The organism is Acidimicrobiales bacterium, from assembly GCA_041394265.1.
Lineage (GTDB): Bacteria > Actinomycetota > Acidimicrobiia > Acidimicrobiales > SZUA-35 > JBBQUN01.
This window is the reverse complement of sequence record JAWKIO010000005.1, coordinates 3,391,938-3,413,564: the sequence shown is the minus strand read 5'-3', so window position 1 is coordinate 3,413,564 and position 21,627 is coordinate 3,391,938. Positions and strand designations below refer to the sequence as shown.

Annotated in this window: 22 protein-coding genes and 1 tRNA gene; 12 read left to right on the top strand and 11 right to left on the bottom strand. The window is 66.6% G+C overall.

The window, feature by feature from the left end; genetic code table 11:
- The first annotated feature begins 4 nt into the window (after positions 1 to 4).
- Positions 5 to 901 (top strand): alpha/beta hydrolase, encoded by an 897-nt coding sequence (locus tag R2733_16660; GenBank protein MEZ5378140.1) that lies wholly within the window; start codon positions 5 to 7, stop codon positions 899 to 901.
- Positions 902 to 935: 34 nt separating this feature from the next.
- Here the strand turns inward: R2733_16660 and R2733_16655 are convergent, their stop codons facing one another.
- The gene (locus R2733_16655; GenBank protein MEZ5378139.1) at positions 936 to 1,361 is read right to left on the bottom strand and encodes an HIT family protein; all 426 of its coding nucleotides are present in this window, start codon (positions 1,359 to 1,361) and stop codon (positions 936 to 938) included.
- Between the two features lie 26 nt (positions 1,362 to 1,387).
- On the opposite strand from R2733_16655, the gene R2733_16650 reads away from it, so the two are divergent.
- Positions 1,388 to 2,167 (top strand): enoyl-CoA hydratase-related protein, encoded by a 780-nt coding sequence (locus R2733_16650; GenBank protein ID MEZ5378138.1) that lies wholly within the window; start codon positions 1,388 to 1,390, stop codon positions 2,165 to 2,167.
- A 258-nt stretch (positions 2,168 to 2,425) separates the two neighbouring features.
- Here R2733_16650 and R2733_16645 read toward each other — a convergent pair whose 3' ends face one another.
- A complete protein-coding gene (locus R2733_16645; GenBank protein ID MEZ5378137.1) occupies positions 2,426 to 3,556 on the bottom strand; it encodes a hypothetical protein in 1,131 nt (376 codons plus the stop codon).
- Positions 3,557 to 3,654: 98 nt separating this feature from the next.
- Between R2733_16645 and R2733_16640 the strand changes: the two genes are divergently transcribed.
- From R2733_16640 to R2733_16630, 3 genes are read left to right on the top strand one after another with little or no spacing between them, the layout of a single operon-like run.
- Positions 3,655 to 5,058, top strand: coding sequence for an MBOAT family protein (locus R2733_16640; GenBank protein MEZ5378136.1), 1,404 nt, complete (start codon positions 3,655 to 3,657; stop codon positions 5,056 to 5,058).
- A gap of 3 nt (positions 5,059 to 5,061) precedes the next feature.
- Positions 5,062 to 6,579 (top strand): hypothetical protein, encoded by a 1,518-nt coding sequence (locus tag R2733_16635; GenBank protein ID MEZ5378135.1) that lies wholly within the window; start codon positions 5,062 to 5,064, stop codon positions 6,577 to 6,579.
- Complete coding sequence (locus tag R2733_16630) at positions 6,576 to 7,544, top strand: hypothetical protein (GenBank protein MEZ5378134.1); 969 nt, start codon at positions 6,576 to 6,578, stop codon at positions 7,542 to 7,544. The genes R2733_16635 and R2733_16630 overlap by 4 nt, the downstream gene beginning before the upstream one ends.
- A 195-nt stretch (positions 7,545 to 7,739) precedes the next feature.
- Here the strand turns inward: R2733_16630 and R2733_16625 are convergent.
- Positions 7,740 to 7,813: transfer RNA gene (locus R2733_16625), tRNA-Val, on the bottom strand.
- 19 nt (positions 7,814 to 7,832) lie between these two features.
- On the opposite strand from R2733_16625, the gene R2733_16620 reads away from it, so the two are divergent.
- Positions 7,833 to 8,843, top strand: a complete 1,011-nt coding sequence (locus R2733_16620; protein MEZ5378133.1) for a hypothetical protein — start codon at positions 7,833 to 7,835, stop codon at positions 8,841 to 8,843.
- A gap of 18 nt (positions 8,844 to 8,861) precedes the next feature.
- Here the strand turns inward: R2733_16620 and R2733_16615 are convergent, their stop codons facing one another.
- Genes R2733_16615 through R2733_16605 form a run of 3 tightly spaced genes read right to left on the bottom strand, consistent with a single transcriptional unit; the run spans position 8,862 to position 11,216 of the window.
- Positions 8,862 to 9,512, bottom strand: a complete 651-nt coding sequence (locus R2733_16615) for a hypothetical protein (GenBank protein MEZ5378132.1) — start codon at positions 9,510 to 9,512, stop codon at positions 8,862 to 8,864.
- A gap of 40 nt (positions 9,513 to 9,552) precedes the next feature.
- Positions 9,553 to 10,173 carry a TetR family transcriptional regulator gene (locus R2733_16610; protein MEZ5378131.1) on the bottom strand — a complete coding sequence of 207 codons (621 nt, stop codon included), beginning with the start codon at positions 10,171 to 10,173 and terminating at the stop codon, positions 9,553 to 9,555.
- On the bottom strand, positions 10,170 to 11,216 hold the full coding sequence (locus R2733_16605) for an alcohol dehydrogenase catalytic domain-containing protein (protein ID MEZ5378130.1): 1,047 nt from the start codon (positions 11,214 to 11,216) through the stop codon (positions 10,170 to 10,172). The genes R2733_16610 and R2733_16605 overlap by 4 nt, the downstream gene beginning before the upstream one ends.
- 90 nt (positions 11,217 to 11,306) lie before the next feature.
- On the opposite strand from R2733_16605, the gene R2733_16600 reads away from it, so the two are divergent.
- The 3 genes from R2733_16600 to R2733_16590 all read left to right on the top strand — a co-directional run bounded on the left by R2733_16600 (position 11,307) and on the right by R2733_16590 (position 13,963).
- Positions 11,307 to 12,515, top strand: coding sequence for an acyl-CoA dehydrogenase family protein (locus R2733_16600; protein ID MEZ5378129.1), 1,209 nt, complete (start codon positions 11,307 to 11,309; stop codon positions 12,513 to 12,515).
- A gap of 103 nt (positions 12,516 to 12,618) precedes the next feature.
- Positions 12,619 to 12,921: a hypothetical protein gene (locus R2733_16595; protein ID MEZ5378128.1), complete on the top strand. Its 303-nt coding sequence runs from the start codon at positions 12,619 to 12,621 to the stop codon at positions 12,919 to 12,921.
- Position 12,922: 1 nt separating this feature from the next.
- Complete coding sequence (locus R2733_16590) at positions 12,923 to 13,963, top strand: methyltransferase (protein MEZ5378127.1); 1,041 nt, start codon at positions 12,923 to 12,925, stop codon at positions 13,961 to 13,963.
- On the opposite strand, the gene R2733_16585 is transcribed toward R2733_16590, so the two are convergent.
- Genes R2733_16585 through R2733_16565 form a run of 5 tightly spaced genes read right to left on the bottom strand, consistent with a single transcriptional unit; the run spans position 13,848 to position 18,048 of the window.
- Positions 13,848 to 15,683: a S8 family serine peptidase gene (locus R2733_16585; GenBank protein ID MEZ5378126.1), complete on the bottom strand. Its 1,836-nt coding sequence runs from the start codon at positions 15,681 to 15,683 to the stop codon at positions 13,848 to 13,850. The two genes, R2733_16590 and R2733_16585, sit on opposite strands and share 116 nt — an antisense overlap.
- Complete coding sequence (locus R2733_16580; protein ID MEZ5378125.1) at positions 15,680 to 16,231, bottom strand: hypothetical protein; 552 nt, start codon at positions 16,229 to 16,231, stop codon at positions 15,680 to 15,682. Before R2733_16580 ends, R2733_16585 begins: the two co-directional genes overlap by 4 nt.
- Positions 16,228 to 16,806 (bottom strand): sigma-70 family RNA polymerase sigma factor, encoded by a 579-nt coding sequence (locus R2733_16575; GenBank protein ID MEZ5378124.1) that lies wholly within the window; start codon positions 16,804 to 16,806, stop codon positions 16,228 to 16,230. The genes R2733_16580 and R2733_16575 overlap by 4 nt, the downstream gene beginning before the upstream one ends.
- Positions 16,806 to 17,279, bottom strand: a complete 474-nt coding sequence (locus tag R2733_16570; GenBank protein MEZ5378123.1) for a hypothetical protein — start codon at positions 17,277 to 17,279, stop codon at positions 16,806 to 16,808. Before R2733_16570 ends, R2733_16575 begins: the two co-directional genes overlap by 1 nt.
- Before the next feature lie 13 nt (positions 17,280 to 17,292).
- The gene (locus R2733_16565) at positions 17,293 to 18,048 is read right to left on the bottom strand and encodes a hypothetical protein (protein ID MEZ5378122.1); all 756 of its coding nucleotides are present in this window, start codon (positions 18,046 to 18,048) and stop codon (positions 17,293 to 17,295) included.
- Between the two features lie 21 nt (positions 18,049 to 18,069).
- On the opposite strand from R2733_16565, the gene R2733_16560 reads away from it, so the two are divergent.
- The 3 genes from R2733_16560 (at position 18,070) to R2733_16550 (ending at position 21,598) form a co-directional block, all read left to right on the top strand.
- Positions 18,070 to 18,294, top strand: coding sequence for a hypothetical protein (locus R2733_16560; protein ID MEZ5378121.1), 225 nt, complete (start codon positions 18,070 to 18,072; stop codon positions 18,292 to 18,294).
- 638 nt (positions 18,295 to 18,932) lie between these two features.
- On the top strand, positions 18,933 to 20,771 hold the full coding sequence (locus tag R2733_16555) for a protein kinase (GenBank protein MEZ5378120.1): 1,839 nt from the start codon (positions 18,933 to 18,935) through the stop codon (positions 20,769 to 20,771).
- On the top strand, positions 20,768 to 21,598 hold the full coding sequence (locus R2733_16550) for a hypothetical protein (protein ID MEZ5378119.1): 831 nt from the start codon (positions 20,768 to 20,770) through the stop codon (positions 21,596 to 21,598). The genes R2733_16555 and R2733_16550 overlap by 4 nt, the downstream gene beginning before the upstream one ends.
- The last annotated feature ends 29 nt before the right edge of the window (positions 21,599 to 21,627 follow it).

The following is a 21,627-nucleotide window of genomic DNA, read 5'->3' as shown; positions in this document are numbered from 1 at the left end:
GACGGTGACCCTAGCCACCACGACTCGGTTCGAGATGAACGACGAGGTGTGGCACGCTCTCGGCGTGCCTGTTGTCTCGCTCCCCACCTCGTCCTCGATCCAGCTCGCCGCCGATCACTGGTCCGGCGATCGCACCCCGGTCGTCCTCGCTCACGGCGGCGGGCAGACCCGTCACTCGTGGGGCCAGACGGCGGCGGTGCTCGCCGGCCACGGACACGAGGTCCTCTCGATCGATCTTCGCGGCCACGGCGACAGCGGCTGGGCCGGCGACGGCGACTACCAGCTCGAGGCGTTCGCCGACGACGCCCTCAGCGTGATCGAGTGGCTGGATCGTTCGGTGATCTGGGTCGGCGCATCGCTCGGTGGGCTCACCGGACTCCTCGCGTCCGCCCGACCCGGCGTGGCCATGGAAGCCATCGTGCTCGTCGACATCACGCCACAACCCGCACCGACCGGGGTCGACCGCATCCTGTCATTCATGGGGTCGAACGCGGTCGACGGCTTCGAGACGCTCGAGGACGTAGCTGATGCGATCGCCGCCTACCAACCCCATCGCCCTCGTCGCAGCGATCTGTCGGGGCTCGAGAAGAACCTGCGGCGGGGTGACGACGGACGATGGCGGTGGCACTGGGACCCCGCCTTCTTGACCTCACGTCAGAGCGTGAAGCAGGACGACCAGCGGTACTCCCCGGTCGAGTCCGCCGCTCGGGCGCTCGAGATCCCGACCCTGCTGATTCGGGGCCGACAGAGTGATCTCGTCACCGAGACCGAGGCCCGAGCGTTCCTCGAGATGGTGCCCCACGCCGGCTATGTCGATGTCGTCGACGCTGCCCACATGGTAGCCGGCGACAAGAACGACATCTTCACCAGCGCCGTGGTCGACTTCATCGAAGGCGTCTGACCCGACGCCAGCGCTCGTCGCTGTGAGGTGTCGGTTACGCCGGCACCGCGTCGACATGGCCGGCGTCGCGGAGGGCAACTCGGAGCGACTCCGCGATGGCGTCGAGCTCGTCGGCGAGAGGTCGAGTGTCGGCGTTGCGGAAGTCGAGATTGGCCATCGAGTCGAGCGGAACCACGTGCACGTGGGTGTGTGGCACCTCGAAGCCGGCGATCATCACGCCGATCCGTTCGCAGGTGATGACCGACTGCTGCGCCCGACCGATGATTTGGGCAACCTCCATCAGATGGGCGGCCACGGCCGGTTCGAGGTCGATCCAGTGGTCGATCTCAGCCCGAGGGATCACCAGGACGTGGCCGGGATGCAGGGGACGGATGTCGAGCATGGCGAAGCAGTGATCGTCGGCCCAGAGGATCCGGCCCGGGATCTCTCCCTCGATGATTTTCGTGAAGATCGACGGCATGGGCAGTGATGGTAAATCATGGGGCCATGTCTGACCCATCTGCCGCCGTTCTCGTCACCCTCGACCGGGGGGTGGCCACGCTCACCCTCAACCAGCCCGAACGCAAGAACTCCCTCGGTGCCGAGTTGGTCGACGAACTCGCCAACGCGCTCGACGACGCCATCGCCGATTCCGCCGTCCGAGTGATCGTGTTGACCAACGCCGGCAACACGTTCTGCGCCGGCGCCGATCTGAAGGACGCGAAGCCGGGTGTCGCCGGCAATTCGGGGCGAACGTTCGTCGAGGTGTTCGAGATCATCCTCGGGTCGCCCAAGCCGGTGATCGGCCGAATCGACGGCCACGCCACGGGTGGCGGTGTCGGCCTGGCGGCCGTCTGCGACATCTCGGTGATGCGTGACGACGCCAAGATCGGCTTCACCGAGGTGCGATTGGGTGTGGCGCCTGCCGTCATCTCGGTCGTGTGTCTCCCGAAGATGCGCCGGGCCGATGCGAGCGAGCTGTTCCTCACCGGGGAGCGATTCACGCCGCAGCGGGCCGCGGAAGTCGGTCTGATCAACGATGCCGTTCCCGCCGACGCCCTCGATGAGCGGATCGAGCACTACATCTCGATGATCGTCCGTGGGGGCCCGCTGGCGCTCGCCGCGGCAAAGGACCTGATCACTCGGGTACCCGAGCTCGATCAGGCGGCAGCGTTCGAGTGGACCACCAAACGGTCACGTGAGCTGTTCGAATCCGACGAGGCGCAGGCCGGAATCGCCGCATTCCGTGACCGCGCCGACGCCCCCTGGGTGCCATCCGGCTGGTGAACGCCCCCGGGCGGGGTCTGGCGTTGCGATCAGTCGATATCGGGATAGATCGATGGCGGCGGACCGGGCTGCCCCGGGCTTTCACACACCCAGCACGTCGATTCGATCGGACCGGTCCAGGCAACGTCGCACTCGTGGCAGCTCATGCGAACGCCGGAGCGTCGATGACGGGGCAGGGTGATGGGGGTTGCGAGGAGTGACACGACCCCACCATCGGCAACGACGCCTTTCGATTGAGGACTCGACCGAATCGAGTGATCAATCGTTGAAGATGCCGACCGTGCACGCCCGGTCGCGCATGTCGATCGGCGCCGTGTCGACCTCGACACACTCGTACTTCACCCCGACGCCGTCGATCGTCCACGAACGCACCAGACCGGTGTCGATGTCGATCTCGTAGGTGACCTCGGCTCCTGCTCGCTGTGCCTCGTCGATCACCGAAGCGGCGTCGAGCGGGTCGAACGCCCACTGCTGACCGGTCGGGTCGGTGGCGGATCCGTTCGCCCAGGCTTGCGCGACCTCGTGGCCGGTCGGCTCGGTTGTCGACGGAACGAGGTAGAGCTCGATCGTGTCGTCGCAGCCGGGGCAGATCGGCTGGAGCCGAACGTACTGGTAAGGCGACGGGAAGTTGTCCGACGCTTCGATGGCACCCGCGAGGTCGAAGGTGCCACCAGCCTCGGCCACGTTCGGCGTCGCCTCGCCGCAGGCGATCGTCTGCTCCGCTCGACCCTGGTCGGTCGAGTCGGCGACGACGATCGAGTACTCGGACGCTGCGCCGACCGGGGCTTCGATGTCGGCGAACGGGCTCGTGACATCGCTCCCCACCTCGGTCCCATTGCGCAGGACGGTGACCTTCTGAACGAGCAAGACCCCGTCCCAGCTCACCTCCGGGAGGCCGACATCGCTGACCCGCACGCCGCAGGCGATCTCACCGCTCTGGGCGAGGAGCTGCCCGCTGCCACAGGACATGGCCTCGCTGCGATTGCCGTCGGCGTCGATCGTCTCGACCGAGTAGCGGTAGGCGGTTCCCAGCTCGACGTCGACGTCACTGAAGGCGCCCGTCCCATTGGTGTCGGCGTCCGCAGGTTGGGTGGTGTAGATGACTTGGTCGTCGCGGCTGACCGCCACCGCCAACCCCGGTGCCTGACCAGCCCAGACCGGAGTGAGATCGACCTCGCTGGCCGTGACGTAGCAACCACTCACCGGTTCCAGTTCTCCGGTGACGATTTCGACCGGCTCGCCCTCACTCCCGCTTGCGTCGAGCTCACCCTCGTTGTCGCCCTCGTCGGTCGTGACATCGCTTCCCGCGCTGTCAGAACCGCCATCGCCGCCACACGAGGCCAGCAGGACGAACCCGAGAACGACGATCAGGGCTCGGAGCAACTTCATGGTTCCGTACCGTATCCAGACCGCCGGGCCACACTGTGGCATCCCTGATCCTTGCCGCCGAACTGGTAGTTTGAGCGCTTCCGCCCCCGAGGTCGTTGATGCTCTTCAACTCCATCGATTTCGCCATCTTCTTCGCCATCGCACTGCTCCTCTACTGGCGGTTGCCGGCGAGATTCCGAAATCACGTCCTCCTCATCGGGTCGATCTACTTCTACGGCCGCTGGAATTGGCGCTTCCTCGGGTTGCTGGCCATCTCGACCGTGGTCGACTATTCCGTCGGTCAGCTGCTGGCGAGGACCGAGGAGCCGTCGGCTCGAAAGCGGCTGTTGATCGTGTCGATGGTGACCAACCTCGGCATTCTCGGGGTCTTCAAGTACGCGAACTTCTTCGTCGACAGTTTCGCCGACATGGTCGGCGGACTCGGGCTCGACCCGAACAAGCCATTTCTGGACGTGGTGCTGCCGGTCGGCATCAGCTTCTACACCTTCCAGACGATGTCGTACACGATCGACGTCTACCGGCGCCGACTCGAGGCCGTCGATGATCTGCTCGTCTTCGCCACCTTCGTGGCGTACTTCCCCCAGCTCGTCGCCGGCCCGATCGAGCGGGCGAAGATCCTCCTCCCCCAGCTCCAGTCCCATCAGCGCTCGGTGAACCAGGCCCAGCTGCAGTCCGGCCTCGGACTCATTCTGCTCGGCCTGTTCAAGAAGGTGGTGCTCGCCGACGGAGTCGCCGCCATCGCCGACCGAGCCTTCACCGATCCGACCCAGCAGTCCTGGATCTCGGTCTTCACCGGCATCCTGGCCTTCGCCATCCAGATCTACGGCGACTTTGCGGGCTACACCGACATCGCCCGTGGGGTGTCGCGCCTCCTCGGCATCGAGCTGACGCTCAACTTCACCCAACCGTACCTGAGTCGGAACATCACCGAGTTCTGGCGGCGCTGGCACATGTCGCTGTCCAACTGGCTCCGGGACTACCTCTACATCCCACTCGGCGGCAACCGGAAGGGCCACGTTCGCACGTACGTGAACCTCATGGCCACCATGGTCCTCGGCGGGCTGTGGCACGGTGCCTCGTGGAACTTCGTGGTCTGGGGAACGCTGCACGGCTCGTTCCTCGTGGTTCATCGCTTGGTTCGTGGCGGTCGGGTCGATGACGGACCCCTGCGCTGGCGCGACCTTCCGGCCGTTGCTGCCACGTTCGCCGCCGTGTGCTTTGCCTGGGTCTTCTTCCGGGCGCCGGACTTCGCCACCTCCCGAGCCGTCCTGCGCCAACTTGCGCTCGAGCCTGGCGCATGGTCGCCGGCCGACACCACATTCGTGTTCGGGGCGTTCGTCGTGATGCTCGCCATCGACGGTCTGGCCCGCACCCGCGTCCTCGCACCCCGACTGCTGTGGGAACGACCGGCCGTCGCCGGCGTGCTCGTGTCGCTCACCGTGGTCGCCGTCGCCCTGTTCTCCGGCGGCGCACCCCGACCGTTCGTGTATTTCCAGTTCTGATTCATGCTGATGCGCTTCCGCCCACTCCTTCCGACGCTGCTCGCCACCCTCATGGCTGCCTCCGCCTGCGGCCAATCCGATGCCGAGGGCTACGAGGTCGCCGATCGGGTCATCGCCGCAGTCGGCCAACCGGCCGCTGCCGTGACCGTCGACGAGAGCGAGTGCACGCGCACCACCGTGGTCGACGAATACGGCTTTGAGGAGGAAGTGCTCGACTGTCCCGATGGTGCCGTGGTCACCGCCCCACCGGCAGCACTGATCGAGGGGGAACCATTGGACCCGGAGCTGATGCAAAACGTCGAAGGCGACCTTCCGGTCTGGGTGCTCGCCGACCTGGTGGCGACCTTGCCCGACGACGACCTTCGCCAGCGCTTCGAAGCGATCACGGCGACGATCGAGACGATGGACGCCACCTGCGGCGGCGACATCGGTCGCTGGCGCCAGTCCATCGGCGAGCTGGCCGACCAGGTCGAGCAGGCAACGCAGCGAATCAATGACGGAGCGCTCGAGGGGTTCGTCGGCTCACCGGAAGGGCGTGCCCTCGGACGGGCCTTCTTCGAACGGGCTGTGCTCGAAACCGGTTGTGGCCAGCCGGGCGCGGGCGAGCCGCTGAGCTACGACGACGTGGTCGCCGATGGCACACTCGCTGCGACCTCTCGAGCGCTCCTCGCATCGGCCGAGTTGTCTCGGCTGCTCCAGGCCGCGGTGATGACCGACCTGTTCCATTTCTTCTCGACGCTTCCCAACTACGAGTGGCTGCGGGCCCAGTCCGATCCCATTGATCTCGTCGTGTACGGCACCTCGCAGGCGGGCGCCGCCATCGACGTGCCGCTCCTCGCAGACCTCAGCGGGCGGCCGGTCGGCAATGCCTTCCTCCCGGGTTCGCTGGCCGAAGTCCAACAGCACTGGTTCCCCGAGGTCGATCAATACATCCACCCGCAGACGGTCGTGTGGATGATGGGAGCGATCGATTTGCTGATCGACTGCGAACCGAATGATCGTCCCGAGCAGTTCCTCGTCCGCCTCGAGAACCGGCGTCGGGCGTTTGCCTCGTCGGGCTGGTTTCGGACGCTCGACCCGATTTCGGTGATCCTCGGGCCGCCCGGGCCCCAGCGTGAAGCCCCGGGCAACGGCGACAAGAAGTCTTCGCCTGACGCTGCGGCGCTCGCCGCCCACCTCGAGGAGTACGCACCCCGCCTCGGGGCGACGAGCTTCTGTGCGTCGCGAGCCGAGGTCATCGCGGCAGCAGCGCAGCGTATGGTCGACAACGGCCAGGACGTCATCGTGATCGGCGCCCCGCTCAACCCGGCGGCCCTCGATCTCGCACCCAATCTGCTCCCCGATACCGCCGCCGCGCTCGAGCAGCTCGAAGGTGTGTTGCCGGCCGAGGTGAAGGTCGTCGACTTGAGCTCGACCCTCCAGGATCCCGGGTTGTGGAGCGATCTCACGCATGTCACCCAGTCCGGCGCCGCCGAGTTCACCCGACTGCTGGCGACGTCGATCGACGAGGGGTCGCCGTGACTTGGCGAGGGCGCTTCCTTTTGGCCTTCGTGGTCGTCGTGCTTGCCGCCGAGCTGGCGGCCAGAGCGACGATCGCGGCCACCGACGCTCCCGTGCTCCGCTGGCATGACGACGCCACCCAGCTGAAGGTGGCCCAGATGGACGAACGAGGTCCGGTCGACATGGTGATCGTCGGAACCTCGATGGCCCAGCAGGACATCGTGCCAAGCGTCCTCGCTGCGGCGCTCTCCGACGACACCGAGACCCCACTCTCGGTCTACAACGCGGCACTCAACGGCGGTGTCCCGGTGGTGATGGAGCCGTGGCTGCTGGACCAGGTCGTCGACCGCCTCCAGCCGGACACCGTGGTCTGGGGACTCTCGGCGCTCGACCTGTCGCTCGAATACGGCGACGCCACGCTCGATGCCTACGAGCAGGCGCTGGAGACCAAGTCCGGCGTGTATGCAACGGCCGACCGATGGGCGTCACGGCTTTCGGTGCTGATGGCCGATCGGCGAGTCCTGCGAGACCCTGACCAGCTGGTCGGCGACGGCGCCGATCGGAACCGTCGACGTTTGGCTGACGCCCGGGCCGAAGTCGGGCCCGACGGCGAACGGCAGAACTTCACCGTCGACACCGGCATTCGTCAATCGCAGGAGATCGCGCGGCGAATCACCCCGTTCCAGCTCGATCGCGACGACCTGGCGGCGATCGTCCGCACGGTCGACGCCCTCCGTGAGCGGGGCATCGAGGTCGTGTTCGTCGAGCTGCCGGTACCGAACCGATTCCGCCAGCTCTATCCCGGCGGCCCCGACCAGCACGACCTCGTGAACGCCACGCTCACCGAACTGGCCCGAGAACTCGACGTCGAGTTCATCACCCCCGAGGTGACGTTCACCGACCCCTCCTTCGTCGACTTCACCCACCTCAACGCCGAGTCAGCGAAGTCCTTCACCGAGTCCCTGGCCACATCGCTGCAAAACTGACCACCGAGCACGCGACCCGACAGCGGAGCGAGGTGTGCAACTCGGCGTGCCCGAAGGGCACACGTGAGCATCAGCGAACAACTCCGTAAGGGCTTCGGGCCCCCAGCTCACCGCACTACGCTGGCAGCGGCGCGAGTTGCGAGCGCCGGCGAGCAACTCGGTAAGTGCCGAGGCCCCCTGGGCCGAGGAACGACGTGGACCGTACAAGACTTGAACTTGTGACCTCTCGCGTGTGAGGCGAGCGCTCTAGCCAACTGAGCTAACGGTCCGGGACTCGGCAGGATAACCGTGCGCTTCCACATTTTGGCAACTCGGTCTGACAAGCTGGGTGGAATGCGCTGCTTCTTCGCCCTGCTGTTCTCGTTCGCCCTGATCGCCGCTGCCTGTAGCGGGAGTGGCTCGGGTGGTGGTGATGCGCTGCCGACCACGGTCGATCCCGATGGTCTGCCCGAAGACACCGTGTTGTTCGACGACGATGGTGGCGACACCGAGACCTCCCCCACCGAAACCACGTCGGTCGAAACGACCACGACCGCGCCGCCGACGCCGGCATCGACACCGAGTCTGGCGATCTTCCGGTTCGGGACGCTGGGCGGCTGGACGGGTTCGGGATGGCACCAGGACGATTCGTCGTCACCTGATGATGTGGGTGCGGCCGCCGGCGACCAGTTCCAGATGGCGGGCATCGGGGTCGAACCCGGCACCGTCGAGGGTGGCGCGCCGATGTTGGTGTGTGAACCGGCGGGCGGGTTTGGGGTCGAGACGTCGCCGGAGTTGCCCTACGACGGGTTCGATGGGTCGATCGCGATCGGGGTTCGCGCCGACTGGAATGCCCTTCCCCGGACCGCCGCCGTCACCGCCGGTGGAACCGGCGTCTATCTCGACGAGGTGGCCCGCCTGATCGGCCAGAACGGCATCGACCCGGCACTGGCCACGGTCGATTCGGTCGCCCGCGTCGACCTGGAGGGCGACGGGGTCGACGAGGTCGTCGTGACCGCCAATCGGTCGCCGAATTGGCCGGAGCCCGAGGCCGGCAACTACTCGCTGGTGTTCTTGCGAAAATTGGTCGACGAAGAGGTGCAGACCGCCATCCTGTTCAGCACCTACCTCGCAGAGACGCCGCCCGACTTCTATTGGGTACGAGCCCGGCTCGCCGGCTTTGCCGACCTCAATGGCGACGCCAAGCTCGAGATCCTCATGGCGAGCGAGTACTACGAGGGCGCCGGTATCGAGGCCTTCGAGTACGTCAACGACGATCTCGGTCCGGTCTCGGTGATCGGTTCCGGCTGCGGCGCCTGAGGCTTCGTCGGAGCGTTCTCACTCGGCCGGGTCGTCGTCGGGCAGGGCAACTCGCACGTCGTCGCCTTCGGTGACGACGTAGCGATAGCCGGGTAGCGGTGTCTCACCATCGGGGCCGAGGTCGACAGAGAGAAACTGCCAGTGGTCGCCGTCGAGCTCGAGGGTCGGACCGGGACCGGCGTCGGCGGTGTGTTCGGCGTTCTCGTGGCTCCAGCGCTTGTCGCGGAAGCCGACGCCCTTGACCTGGCACCGGGCGACCAGCTCGGCATCGGTTTGGAGATACACCCAGCCCCGCTCCCTGAGTTCCTTCGGCAGCGACGAGATCGGCAGCCAGTCCTTGTCGGCTCCTTGGACGTGGTAGCGCAGGTTGCTGGCGGGAATCTCGTAGGCGAGGTCTTTGGTGCCGGTGAGCGGTGGCATGACGTCGTCGGCGGACTTCGGCATCCGGGTGGAGACGCGCGGCTTGGCCGTGCGCACCCGCTCGGATGCTGCCCGACCGGTCGAGCTCGAGGCGGCACGCTTGCGAGGGGCGGGCGTCGGCTTCGGCGGTGCCGGCTCAGGTCGTGGGGGCTCGGGCTGCATGGCTCGCGGCAGCAACATGCAGTCGGTGCACGTCGCCCACGGTTGGGGCATGCCGTGTTCGCAGATGTAATCGGCCGGAACCTTCACGCAGTGTGTCTCCTTCTCGGGTACTCCCGACCATGATGGCTCAGCGCCGGATGAGTGCCTCGGTTTCGGGCGAAACTGGGGCAACGACCATGGCTGCGGTCAGATCGACGAGGTGGCTCGAGAACAACGCGACACCTGACCGACCCCGGTTGTTGCGGGCCCGGTTGGCCAGTTCGCCGTGAACGAAGCGGATGGCAGCGAACCGCCGGTGGAGCGGTCGCCCGACCGCCCCCTCCGGCATGTGGGGTTCGATACGGGTGGCCCAGTCGACCAAGCTCGGCCGCTCGACGACGAGCGGGTAGAGGGCACCGAAGCGCATCGGTCGGGCGAGGACTTCGTCGGCGACGAGCAGATAGTCCCGGCCGACATTGCCCAGCTGGTCGGCCAACGGATGGACGAGCGCGACGGCGAGGTCGCGGACCGATGCGTCCGGTTCGAGCTCGTTGAGCAGGGCCGAACGCGAGGCGTCGACGACAGCGCCGCGGTCCTCGAGGGCCTGGCGTAGCAGTCCGTCGCGATCACCGAAGTGGTATTGGAGCGCGTTGGTGTTGCGCTGACCAGCAGCACGGTTGATCGCACGCAGCGACGGTGCGTCGATCCCCTCCTCGGCAAACAGCGACAGGGCCGCAGCGATGAGGATCTCGCGTGTTCCGTCACTCACAACGTGAACAACACCTTCAGCACGTCGTCTTCTCGGGCATCGAACAATCGGTAGCCCTCGGCTCCTTCCGACAGCGGGAGGCGATGAGTGAACAACCCGTCGCCTCGCAGCCGACCCGACTGCAACAGGGGGATCACCTCGGACCACATCTCGGTCACCGGCGCCACACCGGCTCGCACCGTGAGGTTGCGATAGAGCAGCTGGTTCATCGCAAGTGCGGTACCGCCTTGTGGCAGCCCAATGAAGGATGCGGTCCCGCCGTGGCGAAGGAGCTGGGGTACCAACTCGACAGCGCTGCGATGCCCGGAGGCTTCGAAGACCCGATCGATCATCGCTCCGCCTGTCAGCTCCCGGACCAACGAAACGGTGTCGGCTCCGGGTTCGAGCGATCGAGCGCCCAGCCCCTCGGCATGATGGCGCCGTGCGGCCACCGGGTCGATGGCGAGCACCTCGGACGCACCGCGAAGGAACGCCAGTTCTACGCCGAGGAGACCGATCGGTCCGAGTCCGACGATCGCCACCCGGTCACCCGGTGCAATGTCGGCGCGACTCGTGCCGAAGTGGGCGGTGGCGAGCGCGTCGGTCAGTAGCAGTGCTTGCTCATCGCTCACCCCCTCGGGGATCGCCCGCACGGTGAGATCGGCGTTCGGGACCTGTACGAACTCGGCCTGCCCGCCCTGCAGGTCGGTCGAGAGTCCGAACGCATTGGCCTTGGCGCAGCGCCCACGCCGCGACCGGCACGCAGGGCAGATGCCACAGCCCGAGCCTCCGGCAACCAACACTCGATCGCCAGCCGCCACGGTGAAGACCTGAGGACCGGCATCGACGACGGTTCCGATGAACTCGTGTCCGACACAGAACGCAGGAACGTCGGCCGAGTAGTCGGTCCGGCCGATGCGGTCACCGTGATAGATGTGCAGGTCCGATCCGCAGATGCTGCAGGCCTCGACCGCGAGGATGACCGCGTTGTCGATCGTGCGTTCAGGATCTCGGTAGTGCTCGTACCGGATGTCGCGCGGCCCGTGAAAGACCAATGCCTGCATGTGTTGCTCCTCGAAGTGGTGAACCGATTTCGAGAGATTAACGCATGTGCGTTAATCTTTCGAGGCAACCCCCGAAGCCAAGGAGATCTGATGTTCGAACACTCCGCCCGTACCACCGCGCTCCTCGAGCAGTTGCGCACGTTCTTCACCGACCACATCGAACCGGCCGAAGCCGAGCGGCGGGCGTGGCACCACGATCCGGCCACGGCGTGGACTCCCTGGCCCGGTCTCGAGACACTCAAGGCCGAGGCCCGATCCCAGGGGCTATGGAACCTGTTCCTGCCGGAAGAGCACGGCGAATGGAGTCCCGGTCTGACCAACCTCGAGTACGCACCACTCGCCGAACAGATGGGCCGTGTCTCGTGGTCGAGCGAGGTCTTCAACTGTTCCGCCCCTGACACCGGCAACATGGAGGTGTTGGCCAAGTTCGGCGACGAACGCCAGCAAGAGGAGTGGCTGCGTCCCCTCCTTGCCGGTGAGATCCGCTCGGCCTTCGTCATGACCGAACCGCAGGTGGCGTCGTCGGACGCCACCAACATCGAGACCTCCATCGTGCGCGATGGCGACGAGTACGTCATCAACGGCCGCAAGCACTGGATCTCGGGTGCCATGGACCCCCGCTGCACGATCTACATCGTGATGGGCAAGACCGATCCGACCGCTCCCAAGCACGCCCAGCAGTCGATGGTCCTGGTCCCTGCCGGCACGCCGGGTGTCGAGATCATCCGACCAATGGACGTGTTCGGCGACCAGCACCCTCCGGGCGGCCACGTCGAGATGCGGTTCACCGACGTTCGGGTTCCGGCCGAGAACCTGATCCTCGGCGAGGGTCGAGGATTCGAGATCGCCCAGGGCCGTCTCGGTCCCGGACGCATCCATCACTCGATGCGCCAGATCGGTGCCGCCCAACGCTGCCTCGAGCTGATGTGCCAGCGCGGCGCCTCACGTGAGGCGTTCGGCCGCAAGCTCAGCGACCACGGCATGGTCCGCAAGGACATCGCCCTCTCGCGTTGTGAGATCGAACAGGCCCGCTACCTCACGCTCGCCGCAGCGGGCGAGATGGACCGGGTCGGCAACAAGGCTGCCCGCGACCTGATCTCGATGATCACGATCGTCGGACCGCAGATGGCGCAGAACGTTGCCGACCGTGCGATCCAGGTGCACGGCGGTGTCGGTGTCAGCTCCGACACGCCGATCGCCGAGATCTTTGCCCACGCCCGTTTCCTCCGCATCGCCGACGGTCCCGACGAGGTGCACATGAACCAGCTGGCTCGTTCCACCGTCGCACGCCACACCTGAGGTTCCGATTCGGAATCGGCTGCGGCGCTGTAACCGCCGCAGCCGATCACCGTCTCCACTGGTGTCTCGGCAACTGGCCGATCGACACGACTGGAGGATCCACATGGGAACCGAAGACGTCCGCAATGCACTCCACGCCATGGACGACGACAAGGTGCGAGCCCAACTGGCCGCCGGCGACCTTGCCGCCCTCGGCAACGCCGATCTCAGCGCCGAAGAACAGGCGATGGTCGTTGCCGCTGCCGATGACTTCCCCGAGGTGGCCGGCTTCTCGTTCAAGCAGTACACCTCGAGCTGGAAGGTCGAAGAAGGCGAGTCGGTCAAGAGCACCAGCTCGTACATCGACGGCAAGCTCGGGGACGGGGCGTTCGCCAAGGCCGTCAGCTACAGCGTCTTCAAGTTCTGAAATGAACACGACGCTCGCCACCGCAGGCGACGCCGGTGTCGTGCGACTCGACGGGCCGGGGCTGCGATCGCTCGTCGAGGCATTGCGCACGATGCCGGCCGACCGTGCCGCCGAACTCACCAACGCGGCGACCATCAGCGGCGGCTCATTCACGTCGATGGTCGACGAGGCGACGGTCACTCAACTGGTCGATGAGGGTGTGATGCGGCCGTCCGAGTTGGCGAGTGGCGAGAGAAGCTACGCACCGCAGGTGACCTTCTGGAATGCCGGCGGGCTGGTCACCGTGCTCCCGGCGCCTGGCACGCGAGACGCCAACGCCATCTACCTGTCGGGCGACACCCTGTGGTTGCTCGACTTCTTGTGGAAGCGGAACGTACGGGGCGCTCGGGCGGCCGAACTCGGCAGCGGGCACGGCTTTCTTGCTGCGGCCTTGGCCTCTCGTTTCGTCGAGGTGGTCGCCGCCGACATCGACGAGACGTGCGTCCGGTACATGGCCGCGACGCTGGCGGTCAACGGTCTGCAGCCACCGCGAGCAAGAGCGATGCTGGCCGACGTTGCGGCCGGTCTTCCCGCCGGCTCGTTCGATCTCGTCGTCGCCAATGCTCCCTGGTCGCCCGCGCCACCGCGACGAGACGACGGCGTCGGCGTGGTCTGGGCCGACGGTGGCCACCGCGGCACTGCATTGCCGCTCGAGTTCATCCGTCAGTCCGCCGACCTCCTGCTACCGGGAGGTGAGGCCGTGGTGCTGTGCCTCGACACCACCTGGGCCGACGGCGAGCAACCGCTGCAGGCTGGGCTTCGAGACGTGGTCGCAGCAGGGTTCATCGTGGAGGTACATCCCACCGAGGTGATCCCGGCGAATGCCTACGAGCGGCTACTGACCAAGACGCCGCAGTTGGTCCGAGCCCAGCATGTTGCCGTGGTCGTCACTCGTCCCGTCCGGGGCGAGACCCCCGACTCAGCCGCCATCGGCGACCCTTCGCCGGGGTGTCGTCATCAGCGGGCGCGGGAAGATGCGAGTGGTCGAGATCTGGAGGGATGACCTCGACCGCTCGCACCTCCTCGTGTTCGCCCGGGTCAGAGGTGCCGGCCAACGCGGCCGCCACGTCGGCCATCGTCGCAGGACGTTCGGTCGGGTCGAGTGAGAGGCACCGATCCACCAGCAAGGCAAGGTTTGTGGGGAGGTTCACATCGACGGTGACGAGCGACGCGGGGGACGTCGTGAGGCGCTCACGAAGATACTTGCCGAGGGCATGACCGTCGGCGTAGGGCGGCCGTCCCACCAGCAACCGATGGAGCAACACGCCGACCGCATAGACGTCGGAAGCGATCGTCGCCGGCTTGCCTTCGAGCTGTTCCGGCGCCAGGTGGCCGAGCTGGCGGGGATCCATCGCGCTCGCCGAGGTCGGTGAAGGTGACTCGAGCGTCGCCGCCAGTCCCAGGTCATGCACGATCAACCCGTGTTCCGAATCGGGCGACAGCGATGAGGCAGCGAGCGCGCCGTGCACCACGCCGGCCTCGTGCGCTGCGCCGAGCACGTCGCAGATCTTTTCGACGAGGTCGATCGCCGCGGCCGGAGCGACTGCTTCCGACGTGTCGATCAGAGGGCGTCGACGCTCGCCGACCACCCCCAACCATGGCCGATCGACCACCTCGACGACGGGCGCAATCCCCGGATGACCGATCGCCGCCACGGTCGACATCATCGTTCGGAGCTCGGTGGACGCCGAGGCCGGGTCACGCTCGGTCGGGTCGATCTGGTGAATGGTGACCGGGCGAGCGTCGGATGACCGCTCCGCCTCCCACAGGGTGCCCCACCGAGTTGGCGAGCCGGCGCCGCGGAGGCGGTAGCCGATGGGACCGTCGCTGATCGTGTGAGCATTCCGCTCGACGGCGCCACCGACGAACATGGTCGTGCGTCGTCCGGCAGGCTCGACCGGCGACGCTTCGAGCACATTGGCCGACGTCGCCCACAACGCTGCCTTCAGCTGGAACGGGCGAAGCTCGGGGTGCTTTGCCTTGACCAGCGTTGCGAGCCCGGCGATGTGCGGAGCAGCGAACGAGTTGCCGGTGATGGTGGTCGTCCCGCCGTTGATCCACGGCACCTCGATGTCGATGCCTCGTGCCAGGAACTCCGTCGGAGGATTGGGATTGGCGTGAAATCGCAGCGGGTCGGTCGAGGTGTTGCAGGCAACACTTGCGACCGAAGCAAAGAGCGACGGGTAGCTCGCCCGTTGCACATTGTTCGCCGCCGTCACGATGAACGTGTTGCCGAAATAGGCGCGGTCGCACACCTCGTGGAACGCAAGGGCCCACTCGCTCCGAGTCGTGCCGAGCGACAGGTTGACGATGTCGTACCCCTCGTCGACCGCCCACACCAAGCCGGCGTGGAACGCGGCTGCCTTCCCGGTCAGATTTGGACCCAGCACTCGGACACTGGTGATCGAAGCCTCCGGTGCCAGCGCATGGATGATCCCCGCAACCGCCGTCCCGTGACCAAACGCATCGTCGTGGGGGCCGTCGTTCTTGATCACCTCGCCATCGGGACTGACGGTGAACTCGACCGCAGCGTCACGATCGACGCACGACCCGAGCATCGGATGGTCGCTGTCGATCCCGCTGTCGATGACCGCCACCCGCACACCCGCTCCGGTCGAACCGGCGAACGCGACCTCGGGCGTGAAGTCGCGTACTGGTGCCGGCTTTGCGAGCCGTACGGCCAGCGAGTCGTGGGCCCAGGCGGGACGTGATCGGTCGCTCACGAACCCGTGCCGAGCAGGCCCCGCAACAGAGACGCCACTTCGCGGTAGCGCCGTTGATCTCGGCCGGCAAGGTCGGACAGCTCGGCCGCCAACGTCGCGGGCTCCGGCACCTCGATCACATCGTCGCGCTGTTCGCTGATCGCCACGGCAGCAACCTGCGCCAACGACGCGACGGCGTCGATGTCGTCGAAGCTGAAACCGGACCCGTCACGTTTGGCGGCCACCTCGAGCAGCACCAATCCCTCGCCGGCCTCGGCGACCACGAAGCTCGGCGGGACACCGGGGTAGCCACCGACGCCCTCGTCGCTCGCGTCGTCGGGCTTCGGCATCAGCGCCGTTGGCTGACCAGAGGCGAGTGTGTACCCACGTGCGCCCTTCACTTCGACCGCGTCGCCGATCCGAAGCTGCGGCATCACTCCATCGCTCGCGATGGCAGCGACGACGAATCCGTTCGCGGCACCGCTCAACAGCCAACCGCATTGGGCCCCGCTTGCAGCGATGGCCTCGTCAACGATCGTCTGTAGCAGTGGACGTGCAACCTGCGTCATATGGCAACCCCCTCGGTGTCGTGTGGTAGCTCGATCGCATCGCGCAGCCGCTTTCTCGCACGATGAAGGACCACCTTGGCGTTGCCCGGACTGATGGACAGCGCCTCGCCGATCTCCGTCGGTCCGAAACCGAAGTGGACGGCGAGCGAGAGCGCAGTGGCGTCCCGCTTCGACAGACCCCCGATTCCCGACTTGACCGAACGAGCAAGATCTCGCAGCTCGGTGATCTCGTCGGGCCCCGCCGTCGCCGATGGAAGAGCACCGAGCGCCAGATCGTCGTCGTTCTCGAGCGTCGGGCGACGAGCGTGGTGACGGTAGTGGTCGACGATCGCGCGTCTCGTGATCTGGAGGAGCCACGGCCGGAACAAGGCCGAATCTCGTAGCCCAGGGAGCTTGGTCCAGGCTCGAGCGAACACCTCCTGCGTGATGTCATCGGTATCGCGGTGCCCGCGTGCCTCGGCACGAACGACACTGCGAACGAGCGACTCGTAGCGCAGATGCAGCACGTTGAAGGCGGCATCATCACCCGCCGCCGCTGCGCTCGCCAGATCGGCATCGGACGCATTGCTCCTCATCACTTCCCCCCTTTGTTCACACCTGACCGACGGAACCTGATGTCGCCCGCAACCGAACCCGGCGACCCCATGACCACGAACCCGCCAACACAGGTGAAGAGCAGCAGGGTCGTCGCCGTTGCCGGCGCCGAGGACTGGCCGGCGACGGGTTCGACGACCGAGATGTCGACTTCGAGCACCGGCGTCCCATCGCAGGCGACCTCGACGACGTGATCGCCGACACCGAGGGCGACCGTGTCCAGGACGCCATCGACGATCGGCAGATCGACAGCGCCGGCCCGGGCGGTGAACGGCCGGTCGCATTCTGCGTCGATCGAAACCGGCGCACCGCGCGGGATCATTGCGTCATCGAGGCTCACCAACTCGTCCGGCTCGGGCGCTTCGGTCGTCGGCACGGTGGTCGTGGTGCTGGTCGTCGTTGGCGCCGTGGTCGACGTCGTCGTCGGCGCTGGCGTGGTGTCCTCCGACAGCACCTCGAGCGGTTCGTCAGGGCGAGTCGTGGTTGGCCGAGGCGCGGCCGTCGTGGTCGTCGTCGGCGCTGCGGTCGTCGTCGTAGTCGGCGCCGCCGTCGTGGACGTCGTGGGTGCAGCCGTCGTGGACGTCGTCGGCGCTGCGGTCGATGTCGTGGTCGTCGTGGGTGCAGCCGTCGTGGACGTCGTCGGCGCTGCGGTCGTCGTTGTGGTCGGCGCCGCCGTCGTGGTCGTCGTGGGTGCAGCCGTCGTGGTCGTCGTCGGCGCTGCGGTCGATGTCGTGGTCGTCGTGGGTGCAGCCGTTGTGGTCGTCGTCGCAGCAGGGACGGTGGTGCTCGTGGTGCCGGTGGTGGTCGTGGTCGGCACCGTCGTCGTGGTCGTCGGCACGGTGGTCGTCGTCGGCGGCACCGTCGTCGTGGTGGTCGGCACCGTCGTGGTGGTGGTCGGCACCGTCGTCGTAGTCGTCGTCGGCACGGTGGTCGTCGTCGGCGGCACGGTGGTCGTGGTGGTCGGCACCGTCGTCGTGGTCGTGGTGGTCGGCACCGTCGTCGTGGTCGTCGGCACGGTGGTCGTGGTGGTCGGCACCGTCGTCGTGGTCGTCGGCACCGTCGTCGTAGTCGTCGGCACCGTCGTCGTAGTCGTCGGCACCGTCGTCGTAGTCGTCGGCACCGTCGTCGTAGTCGTCGGCACCGTCGTCGTGGTCGTCGATGTCGTCGTGGTCGTCGTCGTTGGCGCCACGGTTTCGTCGTTGACGAAGCGGCAGTAGTACCAACTGGCCGAGCCGTCGATCGGGATGGAGATCACGAACTTTCCCGTGCCCGATTCGATGATGGACACCGCAACGGGATCCGAGACCTCGCCGTCGAAACTCACGTTGCAGGTGACGTTCGCCGAGGCGTCGGTCACCTCGGAGATCGTGAGCGTGCCGGACGAACCATTGAGCGTGAACTCACGCTGCCCGTTGTCGCCCATCGAGAACGACGCCGACACACCGGCTCCTGACACGGTGAAGGCGTAAGGACCTCCGCCAGGCGGATTCGTGTCCTTGACGATCCGTACATACGGTGCGTCCTCGTAGAGCTCGCAAACGCCTCCCGAGGCAGGGAGGACGAAGCTCTCTCCCACATCGACGAAGTCGACGTCGGTGTAGCAGTAGCCGTAGAGGTTGAACGGCGATGGATCGCCGAGGCGGCTGACCGACACCTGGTCGCCCTCGATCAGCGTCAGCGTGGTGGAATCGCCGTCAGACAGCGTCACGTCGACGGTCTCGACAGCGCCGGTGCCAAAACGAGTCCTCGTCACTCGATACGTCGCCGATCCGCCGTGCGGATAGTTGCTGAAGCTGATTTCGAGCGGCACCTCGGTGACACCCGGTTCAGCCGAGACATCGGGCTGGAAACCCACCGCACCCACCAGCGACGCGCAGATCGCGACAACGGCGACGATTCGCAGCACCATGCTGCGGCGTCCGTCCCGCCGGTTTCCACCCTCCTGCATGCACACTCCCTCAAGTCGGCAAGCAGGCGAAACGCTAGCTACGAGGCATTAACAGCGCGCTAACGAGATCTCGCAACGAGAATTTCCGACCGGCGTGTAACCATCGCGCTCTGCCGACGTCTGCCCCTGGGTGAGGACTCTCCGACCGACCGTTGTCCCATGAGCAACGCCGACACCGCAACGCTCGACGCCCTTCTCCCCGACTACGAGGTCGGCCAGGAGATCGGTCGTGGGGCAATGGGGATCGTGCACCTGGGCCGCCACCGTCACCTCGACCGACTCGTCGCCATCAAGGAGCTGCCGGCGGCGCTCATCGACGACCCCGACGTGCGCGCTCGGTTCCTGAGCGAGGCCCGCACACTCGCCAGCCTCGATCACCCCAACATCGTTCCGGTCTACGACTTCATCGATCGTGACGGACACTGTCTGTTGGTCATGGAGGCCCTACAGGGCGGCACGCTGTGGGATCGCTTCAGTCGCAACGGCCTGTCGATGCCGTCATCGTGTGCCGCGGCGATTGCGACGGCGTGCGGCGTCGAGCACGCGCATGCCAACGGTGTGCTCCATCGAGACATCAAGCCCGAGAACCTGCTCTTCGCAACGGAGCGGCAGCTGAAAGTCACCGATTTCGGCATCGCCAAGGTGATCAGCGGTGACCGCACGATGGGCACCATCGACGGCAGCGTGCTCGGGACCCCGGCCTACATGGCCCCCGAACAAGCCGAGGGTGAGACCCTTGGTCCTGCCGCCGATGTCTACGCAATCGGTGCGGTGCTGTTCGAACTCCTGTCGGGCCAGCTCCCCTTCGAGGGCGACTCCCCCATGACGCTGCTGGTGCAACGCATCATGCACGATGCACCCGACCTGAGAACCCTGGCCTCGACCGTTCCGGAGCCGATCGCCGACGTTGTTGCTCGCTCACTCGTGCGCGATCCGGGCCAGCGCATTCCTTCAGCCGCTGCCTTCGCTTCGCAACTCGGTGCCGCCGCAACCGAGAGCTGGGGCGAGGACTGGCTGGACCAGGCCGGCATCGAACTTCCGGATGCGACGCACACCACCAGTCGCCGCCCCACCGTCGAGCGACCCGGCGGCGCGGCCGAGACCGTTGCCCCCCGGAAGGCCGCCACCGACCGACCGGCCGAGCCCACTGTGGCGCCGCAGCGGCGACCACCAACCTCCGAGTCGATCCACCCCCAGCGGCAGCACACTCCGTCACCGGCACCTCCGATCGAGCGTGGCCAGCTCGTCGATGTTGCGGCCCTGATCAAGAAGCCCCCGCGCCGCTGGCCGCTCAACGCGGCAGCGGCTGTCGCCGTCCTTGCAGCGATCGCTCTGGTCCTTCTCACACCGTTCACGCTCGATCCCGTTCCCGCCGCCGCGCCGTCGCCCGCCATCAATGGCACGGCACTCGACAACGACACGACCACTTCGATCGACCTGAGTGCACCATTGGCGCTCACCGATCTCGGCGATGCCCCCGTGTCGGTGAGCCTCGCCTACGGAGGGATCGACGTCTGGAGCAGCAACGGTCTGCTCGAGAGCGAGGCCGAAATCGATCTCGGAGCGATCGGCTACGCCGTCTCGGGTCCGCTGACGCTCACCCTCGCCTCCGACGATGCCCCCGACGCCGTCTTCGGTGTCCGCTCGACTCGCCGCTGGTACGCAACGGCGCAGGCACCACTGCTGCTCGCCCTCCTTGCTGTCGGACTCTCGATGGTCGAGTACCGACTGCGATCGTTTCGCGACGGATCGATTCGCGTCTTCATGCTCATCGGCACGGCACTGACCTCGGCCGGGCTCGCCGTCATCGCCACGGCGTTGTACGCCCAGTACGCCGAACAATGGTTCCGCGTCGATGACCTGGTCCCGGTAGCCGTCGCCGGTGGTGTCGCCGGCGCGCTCGTCGGTCTGGCGAGAGCCAACCACGCGAAGGCTCGACGCCGGCGGACGCTCAGCACACGACTTCAATCCACCTCACGACTGGGAGCCTCCTCGTGAACCATCGCCATCACCGCCTCCTCGTCGTCCTGTTCGGGATCGCCGCCGTTGTTGCGAGCTGCGGCTCGAGCAGCGACGAGGACCTCGTCGCCGTCGACGCCACGATCGACAGCTTGTCAATCGCCGATGCCAGCCCGTCCAACCCGCTCCCCCTCGATCCGCGTGAGGAATCGACCCTCGCGCTCACGCTCGACAACACCACCGATCGTCCCGTTGCCGTCGAGCGGGTTCGGGTCGAGGGCGAGCTGCTCGGCCTCAATTTCTTGACCTACGACGTTCGTGTCCGGCTGACGCTCGAACCGGGCGAAACTCGCCAGCTCGACGTGCCGCTGGACTTCTTCGAACTCGAACGCCAGGCGAACGGCTATCTACGCTCGTACGTTCGCATCTACGACGACAGCGGGGGCCGTGTCGGGGGCCAGTCATTCGCTCTCGACATCAAGGGCGACTCGACCTCGATGATGGTCCTGTTCTCCATCGGCCTCTTCGCCATCACGGCTGCCACCGCCGCACTCAACATGCGCGACCTGCGTCGCGGACAGCTGCCCGAGCAGCGATTCGCCCGCGGCGTTCGCTTCTTCGTCCCCGGTCTCGGTCTCGGCCTCATGCTGTCGGTCGCCTTCAGCGTCTTCCGAATCTTTCCGCTTCCGGCGACCAGCTGGGTCCCGCTGACGGTCGTGCCCGCCTTGGCCGGGTTCTTCATCGGCTATGCCGTCATTCCGGGCCCGGACGATACGGCGCCGATCGAGAACCTCGATGACCTCGACGACGAGGAACTGCTGGAGGCGCTTCGGCCCGAGGACATCAAGGCCGAGCCCCAGAAGTGACCACTCGACCACGGAGAACGGTCGCGCTA